The 17861-nt window shown below is 47.2% G+C and carries 9 protein-coding genes; 2 read left to right on the forward strand and 7 right to left on the reverse strand.

The window, feature by feature from the left end; genetic code table 11:
* Positions 1-11: 11 nt before the first annotated feature.
* Positions 12-1997, forward strand: a complete 1986-nt coding sequence (gene hepC / locus ABZR88_RS11170; protein ID WP_107830277.1) for a heparin-sulfate lyase HepC — start codon at positions 12-14, stop codon at positions 1995-1997.
* 194 nt (positions 1998-2191) lie between these two features.
* Positions 2192-3346 (forward strand): heparin lyase I family protein, encoded by a 1155-nt coding sequence (locus ABZR88_RS11175; protein ID WP_107830279.1) that lies wholly within the window; start codon positions 2192-2194, stop codon positions 3344-3346.
* Positions 3347-3421: 75 nt separating this feature from the next.
* Here the strand turns inward: ABZR88_RS11175 and ABZR88_RS11180 are convergent, their stop codons facing one another.
* From ABZR88_RS11180 to ABZR88_RS11210, 7 genes are all read right to left on the reverse strand, one after another.
* A complete protein-coding gene (locus tag ABZR88_RS11180) occupies positions 3422-6631 on the reverse strand; it encodes a chondroitinase family polysaccharide lyase (protein ID WP_107830281.1) in 3210 nt (1069 codons plus the stop codon).
* Between the two features lie 12 nt (positions 6632-6643).
* A complete protein-coding gene (locus tag ABZR88_RS11185) occupies positions 6644-8161 on the reverse strand; it encodes a sulfatase (protein ID WP_107830283.1) in 1518 nt (505 codons plus the stop codon).
* Between the two features lie 25 nt (positions 8162-8186).
* A complete protein-coding gene (locus ABZR88_RS11190; RefSeq protein WP_107830285.1) occupies positions 8187-9443 on the reverse strand; it encodes an MFS transporter in 1257 nt (418 codons plus the stop codon).
* A complete protein-coding gene (locus ABZR88_RS11195) occupies positions 9433-10371 on the reverse strand; it encodes an ROK family protein (protein WP_107830287.1) in 939 nt (312 codons plus the stop codon). The genes ABZR88_RS11190 and ABZR88_RS11195 overlap by 11 nt, the downstream gene beginning before the upstream one ends.
* An 82-nt stretch (positions 10372-10453) precedes the next feature.
* Positions 10454-14551, reverse strand: coding sequence for a hybrid sensor histidine kinase/response regulator transcription factor (locus ABZR88_RS11200; protein WP_107830289.1), 4098 nt, complete (start codon positions 14549-14551; stop codon positions 10454-10456).
* 232 nt (positions 14552-14783) lie between these two features.
* Positions 14784-16163: a sulfatase gene (locus ABZR88_RS11205; protein ID WP_107830291.1), complete on the reverse strand. Its 1380-nt coding sequence runs from the start codon at positions 16161-16163 to the stop codon at positions 14784-14786.
* Positions 16164-16195: 32 nt separating this feature from the next.
* Positions 16196-17848 (reverse strand): RagB/SusD family nutrient uptake outer membrane protein, encoded by a 1653-nt coding sequence (locus ABZR88_RS11210; RefSeq protein WP_107830293.1) that lies wholly within the window; start codon positions 17846-17848, stop codon positions 16196-16198.
* Positions 17849-17861 lie beyond the last annotated feature (13 nt).

Below are 17861 nucleotides of genomic sequence, written 5' to 3' on the forward strand. Positions count from 1 at the left end.
CACGAAAACCAATGATGAGAAAACTGATTTATAGCCTGATAGTCATCTGTGCCCTGCCATTTATGGCTGGCGCCCAGGCTAAACTGATCACAACAACTGATAAGGCGGCGTTATTTGCGCGCCTTGATCTTAAGCGACCCGGTCTTGAAGCCGCGGGCAAGCTGGCAGCCCAAGGCGATTATGACAACGCCGCCGTGGCCCTGCTGAAATATTACCGCCAGCGCACCAACGCAACCATTCCGGATTATAGCACTGACGATAGGGCCACCTACGCCGGAAAAAAGCTGCCTAAGGGCGTGCAGGAAAAAGCCGACAAGGGCATGCAGCACCTATTTTTTGTGCATACCGGGTATGATTATTTTGACTACGGTAAAGACATTAACTGGCAGAACTGGCCGGTAAAAGACAACGAAGTGCGCTGGCAGCTACACCGCATGTACTGGTGGGAGCCGATGGGGCTGGCTTACTGGTCATCTGGTGATGAAAAGTATGCCAAAGAATGGATGCTGCAGTATGAGGACTGGATTAAGAAGAACCCACTTGGCTTATCGGCTGATAATGACCGCTACGCCTGGCGACCGCTGGAGGTTTCTGAGCGTTTGGAAAGCCAGCTGAACCTGTTTATTATGTTTATCAACTCGCCTAATTTCACACCACAGTTTTTGGTTGAGTTTTTAAATAATTACGCCAACCACGCCGACTATCTATCGGGCCATTACAGTGAACAAGGTAACCATTTGCTGTTTGAATCGCAGCGCATAATTGATGCTGGTTGTTTCTTCCCTGAGTTTAGCAATGCTGATAAATGGCGTAAAGGCGGCATTGAAAACCTTAATCGCGAGATCAAGAAACAGATCTATCCTGATGGGCTGCAGTTTGAGCTGTCGCCTAATTACCACGTTTCTATGATCAACGTGTTTTTAAAAGCCCTGAGAGCTACCCAGCTTACAGGCCTGGAAAATGAATTTCCGCAGAGCTATAAAAACACAACTGAGCAGATGATTATGGCGCTGGCCAATTTCTCATTCCCAGACTATGTTTACCCCATGTTTGCCGATTCTAAGTTGGTGTATAAAAACGAAATGGTAAAGAATTACCAGAAATGGGTTCAGGTGTTTCCAAAAAATGAGATGATCCATTACCTGGCCACAGAGGGCAAGGAAGGTCATTTACCTGCGTATCTGTCGTACCCTTTAAAAACCGGTGGTTTCTACACTTTCAGAAACGGTTGGGATATGAACTCCACGGTGATGGTGCTTCGTGCTGGCCCCCGGGGAGAATTTCATGCCCAACCCGATAACGGCACGTTTGACCTGTGGGTGAAGGGCCGCGATTTCACCCCCGATGCCGGCAGTTACGTTTACAGCGGCGACGCCAGCATTATGAAACTGCGCAACTGGTACCGCCAGAGCATGGTGCATAAAACACTCACGCTCAACAACCAAAACATGGAGACCTGCGACGCTAAATTAAAATACTGGAAAACATCACCATCACTGGATGTGCTGCAATATGAAAACCAGAGCTATCCTGAGTTGAAACACCGTCGTACGGTACTGTTCGTCAATAAAACCTACTTTGTTATTCTTGACGATGCCATCGGCGCAGCCAAAGGTAACGTAGGCATCCACTTCCAGCTGGCAGAGGGCAATGCGGTTACCGACGCCACCCACACCAGCATCCGCACAGATTTTAACGACAACAACAACTTGCTGATCCAAACTTTTGGTCCGGCTATTAAAACGGTTGCTGAAGACGGCAAGGTATCCTACTCCTACCGCGAAGAAAAGCCAAGACCGGCAGTAGTCTTTGAACAACAAAAAACCAATAACAATACCACCAGCTTTGCCACGGTATTATACCCTTATGCCAGCGGTAAGCCACCGGTAATCAGTCTGACTAAAGGCGCTGATTTTGACCTGGACAAAGGCAAAATTGATCTGACCATCAAAATCAACAATAAAGAAGAACATTTGGTTACTCAGCTGAGTAACTAAACCTTATTGCATTCAGTTGAACGCAAAAGAGCGGCAATCCATTGGGGTTGTCGCTCTTTTTTTTATGCCTAACTCACGTTTTTTTACCGAAGACATGTCCCAAACTTAAAGTGTTTAGCACAAAAGTGAAAGCCTTTGGGCGCGGCTTCTCTTAATTTCAATTATCAGTTAAAAACCAGAAATTAAACATCGAAATGAAGAAGAACCTCCTGCCGATTGCCACGTGCCTGCTATCGGCCAACTTTGCAATGGCACAAACCCAGCAGTTAAAACCGCTGCCTACCCGCACCAACATTGAACAAGACAGCGCAAAAAAATATGATATTATTGACGGCGTATGGGCCGGCGTTGGCATTAAAAAGAAAAGCGCCATTCAGCATGATTATGCGTTGCCGTTTAACGGACAGCCCTCCTACCGTTTCTCGCTGGAAGCAGATGATAATACCCTTACCGATTATGATGGCAAAGGCACCAAAGGCCGGGCAGAACTGGCCTTCGCCTACGCCACGCACGATGATTTTAAGGATCGCCCCGAAAAAGCGTACCAGGATGCACAGATGACCAAAACGGTGTACCTGAATGGTAAAGGCCGTGTTCCGCAGGCATCATCATGCACCTATCAGTTTTCATTCTATTTGCCATCCAGCTATCCGGCAAATACCAATACCATTTTTGCCCAGTGGCATGGCATGCCCGACCGTACGCTGATATCCACTCCCAACGGCCAAATAAAAAAGTTAACCATTGATGAATTTGCGCAGCTGTACAACCGCATGATCTTTAATAAAGATACCGGCTACGATAAAGTAAAAACGACTGACAACAGCGGCAATATCGTTTACAAAACCGATAAAAAACCTAATGGCTGGCTGATAGAACAAGGTGGCTACCCACCATTGGCCTTCGGTTTTTCTGACGGATATTTTTACATCAAAGCCAACTCCGACAGGAAATGGTTAACGGATAAATCTGACCGCTGCAATGCCAATGTTGCTAAGACTGATATTATGCGGCCTGTAAAATCGGTCTATAAAGCCTCTACCATCGCTTACAAAATGCCATTTGAAAATTTCCCAAAAGATTGCTGGATCACTTTCTCTGCAAATGTTAACTGGTCAAAATACAGCGGCCAGACGCAAACTATAGTTAAAGATGGCCAGCTGGATGTACAAATGGTTTACAACCAGAATGGCAAAACCGTGAACAAACATATTGTTGATCATCAGCAGATACAAATTGGCCGTAATGATGAGGATGGTTACTATTTCAAATTCGGTATTTACCGGCTGGGCAGCAGCACGGTGCCGGTGTCATACAACCTGGCAGGTTTCTCTCAGAAGATCAATTGATCTGCCCCGATTAATAACTACAAAAAAGCCGGACATATTTGATATGTCCGGCTTTTTGTGCACGTGCTGTAAAGCTTATGGCCTTACTTGTAAGGGAATATCAATGCTCTTGCCATCCTTACAATAAACTTTTATGAGCGAGTTACCATTTACGTGGGTGATAGACTGCACGTCTGCAACATACTGCGCCGGGTACCACTCCCCTTTTACCGTAACCGTTACAAACGAGCCTTTGCTTACCGCATTGGTAATATTCTCGGGCATACGCGACATGTTATGTCCCCATTTTTCCAGATTCAGATCTGGGTTTGCTATCGTTAAAACCGCGTTGTTATCCTCCTTTTTAAACATCGCCAGCAGTGGAACGTCTGTTTTAACAACCGGTCCTTTTAAAACTTTATTGGCGGTAAAAACTGCGTAGGCGGTGATACCTGATGCCGGGTGATAAATAATATGTGCGTCAGCATCCTTTTCATAAACTTCATAGCTCTTTTTGGCGAGGTATGGTGCAACTTGATCAGCCGGCGTGTTCAGCAGCAGCTCATATTCATAGCCCTGTTTTTGTGGTGCTGCACCATGGTCTATATAGGCCTTTACGTGGGGAGATGATATAGGCTGATAATTACTTTTCTCCAGTTTAAAGGATGATTGCTCGCCCTGCATCAACCTAACTTTTTGGTCTTTACCGAAGATATAATGCACACCGTTTTGGTCTGTTAAGTACCCACCATTGGCATACTGATCAATACTTAATGACGTGCCGATAGCATTACCGTTCAATTGTGTCGGCGATTGATTATTTACCCGGTATTGGAAGAGCGTAGTTACTGTGTGGTAACGCTTATCAGTATTGGCAATGTCAGAGCCCAGGCAAATCACCTCATTGCCAATAAAGAAGTAGGATTTTTTAGCGCGAAAGGTGCTGTCAAAAAGTGCTACATCTTTATCTGGCCCCACATTATCCCGCAAATCTACAGCATACATTCCGTTTTTACCTTGCTGGCTCAAGCCGCTGGCAAACAGGCTGCGGGAGAAGTTACGATGCTGACCTTCCTCATATTTAGCATTTGGCGTAGCATAGTATAAAATCTTTTCGGCAGGCATAGCTTTGGTGGTCGCTCCCGGCAGGTATCCCCAATGGAAACCGGCATTCATATCCATGCCCTGTCCTTCAAAACCCTGTTTCTCGTTACCCTGTGCGGTAATCAGCGTGCCGAAGCTCAGGTATCGGCCCATGTTATTCTCTCCGGTTCCGGCTTCATAATCCCATACGTATTGGTTATAGCCTTTTACCGTTGCAAAAGCATTGCCCTGGCGGTAGCTCATCAGGCCAGAGTAAGGCATCACATAACTTCCATCGCCCGGGCGCTTCATTTTTCCCTTGCATGATTCATGCAAGCGCACCATCAAATCCAACGTGCCCAAGGTACCGCAATAAGTGAGTGCAGGTGTGAGGATGGCGTTTACCTCTGCAGGCTTGGCTACATCATACAGATAATTAAACAATTGCGCCAGGTCTTCATCGTTCTTATCCACACCTGTGGCCATAAAGGCAAAGGCGGGTAGTAAAAAACCATCAATGGCACTGTTATTCTGCGTCAATCGACCGCAAACGCCGTAATGCAAATCAACCCCGAAAGCTATTTCTGCCTGTTTGGTTAAACCTTCCTTTAAAATGGTGGTAGACCGCTCAGATAAATGATAAGGCGTGCCCTGCAACAACCAATGGATCAGCGTCATGGTGGCCACCGCATTAATACCATAGGTATTCAGGTAAGTACCGCGGTGATGAAATACGGAGTAATCTGGCTTAAATGTATCGCTGTATCCTGGTGCGTAATCAATCACGTGATCCATGTACTTGGCAAAATCCTCCAGCAATGTCTTTTTCTGCGGGCCGTCATCCAGCAATAAGATGTTGATTAGTTTCACCAGCGCTCCACCACGCACCTTGTCGGTGTTTTCGCCTTTGGTATAGTCAATATCCAGTAAGCTACCCAGGCGGGAGTGCCATACCAGCATGTCAATATCAGCCGGTAGTTTACCTTTAGCTTTCAGATCTTTACGCAGCAGAAAGACAGCATCAGCAACCGGGTTTAAACGGATCACATGATCTACCGTACCCGTACCACTACCAGCAGCCCAGCCCTGATCCTGAAAATAATCAAGCGCCTCCATCAGTTTTTCTTTTGACTCTTCTGAATGATTAACGCGATAATCAAAAGCCAGCGGGAAGAAAATATTTTGAGAAACCGCCTGAAACTCTCCTCCCTCGGGTGCGCCCTGTTCATCGCGGATGGCAAACAGCGGCTTTCCGTTTACATATCCGTTTTCGTTTTTAAGGCCAAGGTCTTTATAGTTGTTGTTGGCTTTTTTTATTTTGGCAGCCAGGTCTTTTTCAATCCCGGTACCGCGTTTTTGCCAGTCGGCAGAGCCATCGCCTAGCATCAGAAATTCCAGCCGATCTTCAATCAGCTTGCACTGTTTGGCAAAATCTGCCTTATCATACTGCTGTTGAGAGAACTTTGCGTTGCGATAAGCCAGGTAAGGCTCCCTGATCTCGTAGGAGTCATCCGACCGCAATTCCAATTTATTGTTCTTAAACAGCATATCAGAATGGCGCTTGTTAGATACAAAAGTGAGCAGCGTAAAATGATCAATAAAAAGCGTTCCGCTGGCAGACATGCCGGTACCCGGGTAAGCGTAAATGCTGGTCATCACATTACTGCCGGTATAGTTTTTCACCTTGGCATCTTCTTCAAAATTAACCCAAACAGTGCGCCAGCCGGTAAAATCCATATCGACAGAGAAAGTGTATTTAGGATGATTTCTTGCCGACTGCTCATCAGCACCTACGTTAAAGGTCATTTTACCGGCTTGCGGTTTCTCCTGATACAACCACATTTTGATGCCACCGTACCGTCCTTTGGGGTAATAAGCGGGCTCATATCTTTCTGGTATGCCGCCGGGGTACACGTCTGTGGCTTTCTCCAGTCCTTTGGGCTTATTAATGCTCAACGCATCTCCTTTGGTCCAATTCCAGGCCAAAGCTTGTTTCCCATCTTTGTAATGTGCGTCAGAAAGCGATAGTTTACCTTTTGCAGTTTTCCAAACGGCCAGATCATCCGCCGACTCGAAAGAATACAATCCGGAAACAACATTCTCACGCACGGTATCCTGTCCTTTAAAGCTTTTCGCAGTAGCGGCGTGCCCCATAGCGCTTATCCCCATAGTTAGGCCAGCAACAATGCAAGTAAACTTCATCGGGTTTGTTTTTAGATTCATAGTAATATAGGTTTATTTCAGGTAGTTGTAAACAGAATCCAGATGAAACAGCTTCTGCGCCTTTTTATTTGGACGAGGGGTTTTGTCGATCTCGCTGTAGTAAGCCGTTGTATCCCAAATAATCTTTCCTCCGGTCTCACGCGGATCATTGGTGGCCACCAGGTAAGCTTTTAGTTGTCCGGCCAGTTGTGTTTTAACCGCGGCATATTTGTTATCATAAGTCAGGTTGTGCAGTTCGTCAGGGTCGTTCTTTACATCAAACAACTCTTCGGCAGGGCGTTTGGCAAAGGCCAGATCAAACAGGGGTTTTACTTTCGGATCGTCTTTGTGAGCCATCATATAAAATTTGGCCAGGCCTTCATAGCTCATCATGTAAGGGTCCACATCGCCATACAGCGGCGGATCGCCGGCCGGCCATCTGCCGGGCTCGTAGTTTTTGATATACAGGAAATCATTGTTTCTGATGGCCCTGCCCGGATAACTCAAACCATGCTGACGCACAAAGGCATGGCGCTCTCGACCATAAATCACATAAGAGCGCTCCGGTGCCTTAGGCTGATTCAGTTCCACAAAAGGTAAAAGGCTTTTGCTGGTCATGTTAGCCGGTACATCAACCCCTGCCAGCTGTAAAAATGTCGGGGCGATATCGTTTAAGGTCACCAGGTTATTGGCTACCGCATTGGTCTTGAATCGGCCCGGCCATGACATAATGAACGGCACGTGGGTGCCAAAATCATACAAATTGGCCAGTCCGCGCGGCATTTGCCAGCCGTTGTCGCTACATACCACAATTACGGTATTATCTAATTGACCTACACGTTTCAGTTCGGCCATAATCTCGCCAATCTCGTTATCAAACTTCTCTATCGCGGCGTAGTAATCGGCAATATCCATGCGCACGTCTTTTGAATCCGGCAGATATTTAGGGACTTTGATTTTGTTCAGATCAATACCCGCTTTTAAACCTGCACCAACTGCATCCGGGTTCTTAGGATCAAAAGGCCGACCAGGCTGATAGCTGCTGAACCAATAGGTCCACGGCCCGCTGCCGTTGGTATGGGCCATAAATTCTTTAAACGATTTATAATAATGACCTGCCGGATTATGTGGCCTGCCGTTGGCTTTATAACTACCCGGTGCCCAGCCCTTGCCAGAATAGCCGGTTTGGTAGCCCGACTGCTCCAGCATATCAGTATAAATGGCAAACTTTCTGGGTAGAATACCCCACAGGTTTGCGCCGTCTTCCAGGTTCCAGATATCGCGCCCCGTCAGCAGGCTGGCTCGGGCCGGTGTGCACGATGGCGAGTTGCAAAACATATTGGTAAACCGCACCCCCTGACCGGCAATCTGATCAATATTAGGGGTTTGGACCACGCTATCGCCATAACAGCCGGTGTTGTTCCATGATTGGTTATCGGCCATCAGCAGCAGGATATTGGGCCGGCGGTCTTTCTTTTTCTCAGCGCAACTGGTAAGGCAGGCCACTAATGCCACGGCTGCCAGACACTGATTAATTACTCTTAATTTCATATAGTTTAATTGGTTTGGAGAAAGGTTAAAGCTTAAGGAGCTCTTTAAAGCTCACCGTTTTATTATCTACAAGAGGCTTGGCATAAAATGCCAGAAACAGGATGTATCCCAAGGTTACGTACAGGAAAGTCATGGCTATGCGCAGTCCAAACATGTCGGCCATACTGCCAACAATCAGCGGAATAAGCGCCCCACCAAATATGCCCGAACACAGGATGCCCGAGAAAGAGCCATGATGCATGGCAATGGAGTTCAACGCCAGCGAGAACACAATAGAGAACATCACCGATATAAAGAACCCAGCCAGCGGAAAAGTATATAAAGCAATTTGCACACTGCCAAATAACGACAGCGAAACCGTGATGGCTGCCGTTGCCACTGCCCATTTGAGCACCAGGCGGGCATCCCATAGTTTTAACAGAAAGATCCCCAACAGACACCCTACCGACATTAGTCCCCAGAACCAGGCCACCGCATGGGCCCCACCTTTATTGGGGTCGACACCATGATAGGTCCGCAGAAATTCTGACATCCAGTTGGCCAATGATTGCTCGGTGCCTACGTAAGCTACGATACCCAAAAAGAACAACCAAACCGGGCGTTGCTTTAACAGTTCGATGTATACCGTAAAGGCGCCAGCCTTCTCATCGTCCTTTAACTCAACGTTGAGGATTTTGATGAACGCAATTAAACTAATCACCCGTATAAACACCGTGGTGAAGAGCCAGTACATGGCCGTCCACGATAAGCCCTGGCGCACTAAGGATGATAGTGTGCCGATGAGCCAGTCACCTTGAACATGCGCCAGCAAACCGCTGTACAGGTACGAGAATATATACGGGCTTACAAAGGATGCAAAGCCAAAAACAAGCTGTGCCAGGACAGAGTAAACGGCAAAATTCTCTTCGCCACCGGCGGTGCGCATCAGCGGGTTGATAATGACCTGCAGCATGGCCATACCCATACCTATAATGAACAGTGACCCAAGCGCAACGCTATAATATGGATACAATGAAAACACCAGCGAGCCAATGAGGTTAAGGCTGAACGCAATTAACAAGGATTTCTTCTCGCCTATCCGCTCAATCAGCATACCCGCCGGGACAGACATCACCCCATAGGCCAGGAAAAACGAGAACGGCAGAAAGGCTGCCATGGTTAAGCTGAGCTTATAGGTTTGTATAATTACCGGCATTAATGGCCCCAGAATATTGGTAACCAGCGATATGACAAACCAGATAAACAGGATGAGCCCGACCAGAAATTTATTGCTATGCTTCATAAAAAATGCGGCTGAAGGTTTGAAATACTTTGGCAGCACAGCCCATCAAACCTGCCTGATTGCCCAGCTCGGCTTTTACAATAAGGGTATGCTGAACAGAAATAGGGATAGCTTTGGCAGGCACACGGGCGGCAATCTCGGGCACATAAAAATCAGCTTCGCTGATGCCGCCGCCAATCACCACTTTTTGCGGACTGAACACATTAATTAAACCGGCAATGCCTGAGGACAGGTAATCAAAATGCTCATTAAATGCGGCAATTGCCTGTGGTTGCTGTTTTCGGTATTGCCGGGCTATCAGCTCGCCGGTAATTTCTTCTGTTGCGGCTCCACCCATCAGTTCTTTATATCTAGTAACCAAGGCCGGTACTGCCGCGTAAGCTTCCAGGCAGCCTATGCCACCGCAGGCGCATTTTTTTCCGTTATGTACAATGGGGATGTGGCCAATCTCTCCGCCCCTATTTTTGTAACCGCTGTAGGCCTCGCCCTTAATAATCAGGCTGCCGCCGATGCCGGTGCCAACTGTTAGAAACAAAACATCGCTACAGCCAACGCCTGCCCCGTACAGCTGTTCGCCGGCGCCCATCATGTTTACATCATTATCAATCACCACATCCAGGTGGGTTGCCGAGCTGATGATATCGCCCAGATCAACATTAACAAAACCCGGCAGGTTATCGGCACCACCAATAATGACGTTTTTATCTACTATGCCCGGAAAGCCAATGCCTACCCCAATAATTTTATCTGAAACATGGGCAACACACTTTCGGATGGCCGTTAATATCAGGGCGATATTTTCGCCCTGTGCGTACATATTGCTGATTGGGAAATTAAATGTGTATACCAGGTTACCCAAAGTATCTACGACACCGCACTTCAGAGATGAACCGCCGATATCTATTCCGATTGCGTAAGACTTTTTCAATTTTTTCGAAGATTTTTCTTCAAAATTCCTTGAAATGGCCTGCCGGGGATTTAGATTTTGCTTTTAAATGTTTTGATTTTGTTTAAACATCCGACTTTTTTGCTTCCTCCCTTGCCAGGTATTCCGTTGGCATACAGTCATAATACTGTTTAAAGGCCGTAGAGAAATACGATGGCGAGTTAAAGCCCGACATGTAGGCCACCTGAGCAATGGTATACTGCTTGGTTTGCATAAACTCCACCGCCTTTTTAAACCGGATACGCTTGATAAAATCTGTAGCTGATTCGCCGGTGATGGCGCGGAGCTTCAAGTAAAGGTTAGACCGGCTCATGCCTATCTCGCGACTAAATTTATCGACAGAAAAATCGGGCTCAGACAAGTTGGCTTCGATAATGGAGATCGCCTGTTTCAAAAACTCTTCGTCGAGCGTATTTAGTGCAATATTTTCAGGAACAACTTCTGTAGACGATGAGTAATATTCTTTCAAACGTTTTCTCGACCGCAGGATGTTCTGCACCTTGGCCTCCAATATGGTGATAGAGAACGGTTTGGTGATGTAATCATCGGCCCCCATTTCCAGGCCTTTCACCTGTTGGCTGGTTTCGGTCTTGGCAGTTAGCAATACCACAGGGATGTGGCAGGTTTGGATATTTTTCTTCACCCGCTTGCAGAAATGCAGACCATCCAGCTCAGGCATCATCACGTCGCAGATAATCAGATCTGCCGGATGTTCTTCCAGTACTTTCAAGGCTTGTGCGCCGTCATACGCCGTCAGCACATCATAGTTTGCTGAAAATGCCTGAGTGAGGTAGCTTACAATATCATAGTTATCATCAACAATAAGCAGGCGTTCCCTATCTTTAACCAGTTGATCGGTAACCTGTTCAGCTTCATTTAGTTGCTCTTCCGGTTCGTCCGTATCAAATTCAGGCAAAACTTCCCATTCTTGTTCTGTTTGGGTGATAGAGAGGTCATACACCTTGTTTGCGGCTTCTACATCGTTGCGGTAAAGCTGCTCATCCATTGGTATTTTAACCATAAAGGTACTGCCATGACCATAAGCACTTTCTACCTGAATAGTACCGTGATGAAGCTCAACCAACTGGCGGGTAAAGGCCAGGCCCACGCCTGAGCCCAGATTCATCTCGCCGCCGTTTACCTGGTAAAACCTGTCGAATATTTTATCCAGATGCACCTGCTCAATCCCTTTACCGTTATCGGTTATTTTGATCACCGCCGAGTTATCGATTTTTGAAAGCTCGATCCTGATCTCGCCGCCTTTAGGAGTGTATTTGAAGGCGTTGGATAAGAGGTTAAACATGATGCGCTCGATGGCATCCTTATCAAACAAGAAGGTCAGTTTAGGCTCGGTAGATACATACTGATACCTGATCTCATTTCGGTCTGACAGTATTTTGAACGAGGCATAAACCTCATGAATAAACGATACCATATCCCCTCCGCCTACCTTCAGCTTACGTGTGCCCATCTCTGTTTTCCTGAACTCAAACAGTTGATCAACCAGGTGATACAAACGTTTGGCGTTGTAGAACATCATTTTAAACTGCTTGTTCAACTGCTTATCGGCAACGGGCTTGTTCATCAGTTGTTCCAGCGGGGCCAGGATCAAGGTTAACGGTGTGCGCAGCTCATGCGATACATTGGTAAAGAAATCCATCTTGATCTTGTTGATGGAGTTCACCTTATCGCGCTCCATACGTTCAATTTTAAGCTGCTGCAATGCTTGCAGTCGCTCAACCACCATCCGGAAGGCTACATAGCCAGCTATTGCCAGCACAATCAGCGATATCAAATAGAACCACCACGTATTATACCAGGGCGGCAAGACGGATATAGCCAGCGTACGTACCGGACTGCTCTCGCCATCGGGCCCTATTGCCTTTACTTCCAGCACATAACTGCCGGGTTGCAGGTTACTATAGCTGGCTTTGGGGATATTGTCTGTATGCTGCCACACCACATCAAATCCTTTTAGGCGATACAGGTAGCGTGTACGGTTGGCCGATATATAGTTAAACGTGTTAAAATAGATGGTAAACTGCCGTTGATCATGCTTGAATTGTAGTTCGCCTGCAGCATCAATGTGCTGATCTAACACGCCGCTGCCATCATTTACGGCAACCGGTTTATTCAGCACTTCAAGACCGGTAAAGGCGACATGCAGCTTTAGCGGATACTGCTTAATGGCCGATGGATAGAAATAAGAAATGCCGTTAATGCCGCCAAAAAGCATCATCCCGTCTTGCGCTTTAAACGCCGCGTAAGAGTTAAACTGGTTGTTTTGCAAGCCATCCTTAATATCAAACCATTGCAGGTTGCGGGTATCTGGGTTGAAACGTGCCAGCCCCCGGTTGGTAGAGATCCAGAGGTTACCCTCATCGTCGGGTAAAATGCCATAAATGGCGCCCTTAAGAAAATCAGGGCGTTGCTTTGGCGTGATGAACGTTTTACCTGTTTCGTCAAACAAATTCAAACCATCGCGCGTGCCTATCCAGATCCGTTTCTGCTGATCTTCGGCAATACAGTTCACCACTTCGTTGCTAAGTGTTGTACCCGGGAAACCTGCAAAAAGCATCTGATCAGGATAAAATTGGTTAACCCCATTGGTGGTGCCAATCCAGATGCGGTGCCTGCTATCTTCCATCAGAAAGGTCAACTCGTCTGAGGTCAAGCGTTTACCAGCAGCATCGATATAGATGCGTCTGAAGTTGTTTTTTTCGGGATAGAACTGGTCGAGCCCAGACCGCGTTCCTACCCAAATACGCGATTGATGATCTTTTAATAACGAGTAAACCATATCGCCAGACAGGCTGGCGGCATCGTTTTCTTTATACCTGAAAACCTTTACATTGCCCGTAGCCGGATCTAAAATATCCAGACCGGCGTTATGCGTGCCGAGCAATATATGTCCGCTGTTATCATACTCAATGGCTTTCAGGTTGTTTGAACTAAGCCCCTGGCCCCCATCCTCGCGGTAGCTGTAATATTTTACGGTGCCGGCTTTGCGGTCCCAATAGTTTAGCCCTTTATCATTGGTGCCTATCCAGAAATTGCCTTTAGCGTCCTCCTTGATCACGTCGATCACCTGGTCGTTAAGGGATGTTTTGCCCGTGTTCTGATTCAACAGGTTAAACTTAATATCATGCCGGTGATAGTAGTTAACACCACCATAAAAAGTGCCCAGCCACATGCCCTGCTGCTTATCGCGATAGATGACACGTACTGAATTTTGACTGATGGTGTACGGATTGGTTGCATGGTGATAATAATTGTCTATCGCGCCACTCTGCGGATTTAGTACAGAAAGCCCCCTGAAAGTACCTACCCAGATATTACCTTCTCCATCTTTATTGAGCGCCCTTACCGTATTATCAACAATGCTTTGCGCCGCCCCGGGTTGATGCTGATACTGAACAATTTGTTTAGTTTCTGTATCATACCTCAATAAACCGTTACTTTCAGTTGCTATCCAAAAGAAGGTACCATCAACAAAAATATCGTTTAAGCTGGTAGAACTGTAGCTTCCAATATTAATGCGCTGCAAATCTGCCTGGCCTGCCGGCAATTTGAACAACCCCAGGTTGGTGGCAAAATAAAGATCGCCGTGAAAATTGAGGATCTTATAGATGTACTTGATGCCCATGGCCACTCCCTCCATATTAAAGGAGCTCATTTTGCCGCTGGCCGGATTGAGTACGAACAACTCACCCACACTGCTACCTACCCATATTTTATGATCATTACCCTCGGCAATGGCAGAGATAAACCAATCGCCCGGTTTACGGGAATGTTGGTAGTTGACAAACTTATCCGATGCGTAATCGTACCGACTGACGCCACGGTCGCCGCCTATCCAGAGCTGACCTTTATGATCGATAAAAGTAGATTTGATAAAACCCGATTGCAGGCTTTGCGGATCGCCCTCTACCGGGTGATAAACGGTAAAAGTTTCGCCGTCATAACGGTTCAATCCCTCCTGGGTTCCCATCCAGATAAAACCGAGGGTATCCTGAATAATGGTATAAACGGTACTTTGAGAAAGACCTTTATCAACCGATATGGTTCTGAAATTGCGTGACTGTGCCTGCGAAAAGGCATTGCCGTATTGGAGCAGCAAGGCCAGCAACAGCACATAAGGTAATACCCGGCAGGTTTTCATACGCACTTAAACTTACAAGTTAAAAATAATTGGCCATCAGCGCAAGATGCGGTCTGATTTTAAAATGCAAGTTAGAGATAGTAGCCCGTGCCGGGTTTAGATTTTGTACAATTTGCTTTAGATTTTGTTGAAGGTTGTGCCTGCCGGTCCAACGTTATTCAGGCAAAAACACCCAATGCATAACGGAAACGCAGGTTGGCTAAATTTTGAAGGATTAGGCTGATCGCATTTTTTACAGAGCAGCAAACGTGTCTTTGTTTTTAGCGCACCACTGTTTTAAATAAGCACGCATACTATGGAGTTGCTTGCTGAATGCAGGTTGCACGGCCAGGTTATTCATCTCGCCGGGGTCTTTCTGCAGATTAAAAAGTTGCTCCCTGATGGTGCCTTTGTCATAGACAATATATTTCCAGTCTTTGGTAATCACGGCGCGCCCGCTGATGCCGAGCAGTTTGCTGTTATCGGCAAAATCTGTTTCAATAACCAGTGTATCCCGAAGTGATGTTTGCGGATGAGCGATGCGCTTGCCTATATCAGCACCTTTAAGCACCGGCGGCGTTTTAATGCCCGCAAAACCGCAGATGGTTGGAATGATATCAGTTCCGTTGCATACCAGCATATCATCTGTACGGCCCTTCCATTGCCCCAATCGCGAAACAATAAATGGGATACGCGCGGCCTCTTCATAAAGAATTTGTTTCTGGTTCCAGCGGTGGGCGCCATAGCCATCGCCATGATCGGCCGTGAAAACGATGATGGTATTTTGCTCCACCCCATATTTTTTGAGCGAGCCCAGCACCATACCAATGTAGTTATCTACCTTTTCAACCAATCGGTTATAGGCCCAGCGGTATTGGCGCCATTGGTCGGCCGTCCAGTTTACTGTTGGATAAGTATTGGTGTTTACCTTTTGCTGTTCGCGAACAATAGCCGGCTCATTAGCCGGTATCTGCCAGTTAGCGGGCAAAGGCGGACATTGCGAGGGCGGCGGCGCTGAAGCCAGCAGATCCATCTTCAGCTCATCTCCCCTGGCCCATTCACAAATATCATGCGGGTTAAGGAATGAGGCCACCAGCAGAAATGGCTCGGCTTTGTGTTGTTTGATAAAACTGGCGCAGAACGATGGCGTAGCTGCATCATTATAATCCTGAAAATTGGTGTTTTGGATGGTCTCAAACCCATGCTGGCTCACCTTGGCTACCGGCACCGGCAGATGCCATTTGCCCACATAGCCGGTTTTATAACCGGCTGTCTGGAATATTTTTCCCATCATCAGCAAGCTATCGGGCCATTGTCCGTCGCGCTCTTCGGCATTACCTTTAAAGCCGGTTTGATAAGGCATTTTGCCGCTGAAAATAGCCGTGCGGGACGGCGTACACAGCGGCTGCGCACAATAAGCCCTACTGAACCGCACGCCGTTAGCCGCCAGTCGATCCATTGCTGGGGTATGCAGGCCATGGTTACCCGCTGCACTCATGGCATCGGCGGTTTGCTGGTCTGTTATGATGAGCAGAATATTGGGCCGCTGATTGGTTTGGGCGTGTGCGCCCGAAATGAGCACACACACCAACCAAACAACCACATATATCCCTAGATGAGTTTTTGTTTTCATAGGTAGATTACTAATTGCTATCGGGCAGTCAATTAATACTTAGGATTTTGTGTAAAGCCCGGATTATGGTTCACATCAAACTCCGCAGCCGGAATTGGGTACAGCTCATGTTTGCCATCCACAAAGTTGGTACCGGCCACATAAGGGTAGTTGCTGCGATAAGCTTTTGCGGCAACCTGTGTAGCACGCAGGGTTGGCCCAAGGATATTCCAGCGAATCAGATCAGCCTTGCGGATGCCTTCATAGCAAAGCTCCCAGGCACGCTCCTGTTGAATACTTTTTAAGAAAGTAGTCTTGTCCTGGCCTGCAGGCAGATCCACAGCTACGTTGGCAGTAGTCAACGGTTTGCCAAAGGCCCTTCTTCTTACCATGTTGATAGCGTTGTACGCATCGGCATTCGGGCCGTTGTTTAGTTCGTTCTCGGCCTCGGCACGCATCAGCAGCACGTCGGCATAACGCAGCACACACCAGTTGATATCGGTATTGTTTAAATCCTTCGGACTGGTTCCTTGCCAGTCGCGGCGCCATTTGCCTGGCGACCAGGTATCGTCTTTGCTGGCAGCTATCTGCACCGGGTTACCGTTAATATCCAGGCTGTAAGTACACACTGCTACATCTCTGCGCAAATCGCCTGTGGCATAAGTTTTCTGGAACGGTGCCATCGCCTTATAAAATGAGTTGGCACGACCATAAGGGTTACCGGCAACCGCTATAGGTGCATTCCAGGTACCAATAAAGCCACTGTTTGGAGAGTTACCGGCGCTGTTATAAAACGCCACCTCAAACATACACTCTTTTGGTTCCAGCGTCAGTTTACACTGATTTTGGAAGATCTGCTGATAGCTGGCATTGAGCACATGCTCGCCAGAATTCATGATATCGGTAGTTTGCGTTTTAGCAATGGTGTAGTAGTCCTGGTAGTTGGCCGGGCGTTCCATCTGTCCATTTTGGCGTAGTGAGTAACCGCCTGCAAACAGGGCCACACGGGCCAGCATCCCTTTAACGGCTCCTTTGCTCAAACGCTCGTCTGATGTTTTTTGCGATGCCCATGGGATATCGTCAATCGCCTCGGTCATATCTTTAATGACCTGGGTGTAGATCGTCATGCGGTCTGTACGAGGTAGCTGCAAATCGTCAGTGGCTTGGGTGGGTGTCAGCTTAAAAGGCACATCGCCAAATAGTCTTACCAGTTCTGAGTAATAGAAACCGCGTAAAAATTTCGCTTCGGCCAGCATGCGCTTCAGGCTGGCTTTCTGTGCGTCGGTACCGCTGGTAAACAGCGGCATCTGCGGAATTTGCTGGATCACCAGGTTAGCCCGGTCAATACCTTTATAAAAAGCCGACCATACCTGGATAAGGTAACCGTGCACCGGCGTAATGCCATAGTGGGCTGCTACGCGTGGATCATTTGAAAAATCGGAGCCTTGCATCTGGGCAATATCGGTATCGATATCAAACACCATCGATATATAAAAGCCATAAGTATTCTGGCTCGACATGATTTCGTAAACACCCATGGTAGCCATGTAGGCCTCATCGGTATTAGCAAAAAAGGTATTGGTGGTATATTGCGATTGTGGTTTTTCTTCCAGCGTTTTTTTGCACGACGGCTGGATCAATACGCCGGCAGCCAGCAAGGTTACGACGGCGACTTTTTTTATTGGGATTTGAAAATACTTTTTCATGATTGAAAGCTAA

The sequence above is a fragment of the Mucilaginibacter yixingensis genome, from assembly GCF_041080815.1.
Taxonomy (GTDB): Bacteria; Bacteroidota; Bacteroidia; order Sphingobacteriales; family Sphingobacteriaceae; genus Mucilaginibacter; species Mucilaginibacter yixingensis.

Bases quoted from the DNA above. Each gene is read 5' to 3' on its own strand.
- ABZR88_RS11180 (WP_107830281.1), bottom strand. From the start codon at position 6,631: ATGAATCTAAAAACAAACCCGATGAAGTTTACTTGCATTGTTGCTGGC.
- ABZR88_RS11190 (WP_107830285.1), bottom strand. From the start codon at position 9,443: ATGAAGCATAGCAATAAATTTCTGGTCGGGCTCATCCTGTTTATCTGG.
- ABZR88_RS11175 (WP_107830279.1), top strand. From the start codon at position 2,192: ATGAAGAAGAACCTCCTGCCGATTGCCACGTGCCTGCTATCGGCCAAC.
- hepC (WP_107830277.1), top strand. From the start codon at position 12: ATGATGAGAAAACTGATTTATAGCCTGATAGTCATCTGTGCCCTGCCA.
- ABZR88_RS11210 (WP_107830293.1), bottom strand. From the start codon at position 17,848: ATGAAAAAGTATTTTCAAATCCCAATAAAAAAAGTCGCCGTCGTAACC.
- ABZR88_RS11200 (WP_107830289.1), bottom strand. From the start codon at position 14,551: ATGAAAACCTGCCGGGTATTACCTTATGTGCTGTTGCTGGCCTTGCTG.
- ABZR88_RS11205 (WP_107830291.1), bottom strand. From the start codon at position 16,163: ATGAAAACAAAAACTCATCTAGGGATATATGTGGTTGTTTGGTTGGTG.
- ABZR88_RS11185 (WP_107830283.1), bottom strand. From the start codon at position 8,161: ATGAAATTAAGAGTAATTAATCAGTGTCTGGCAGCCGTGGCATTAGTG.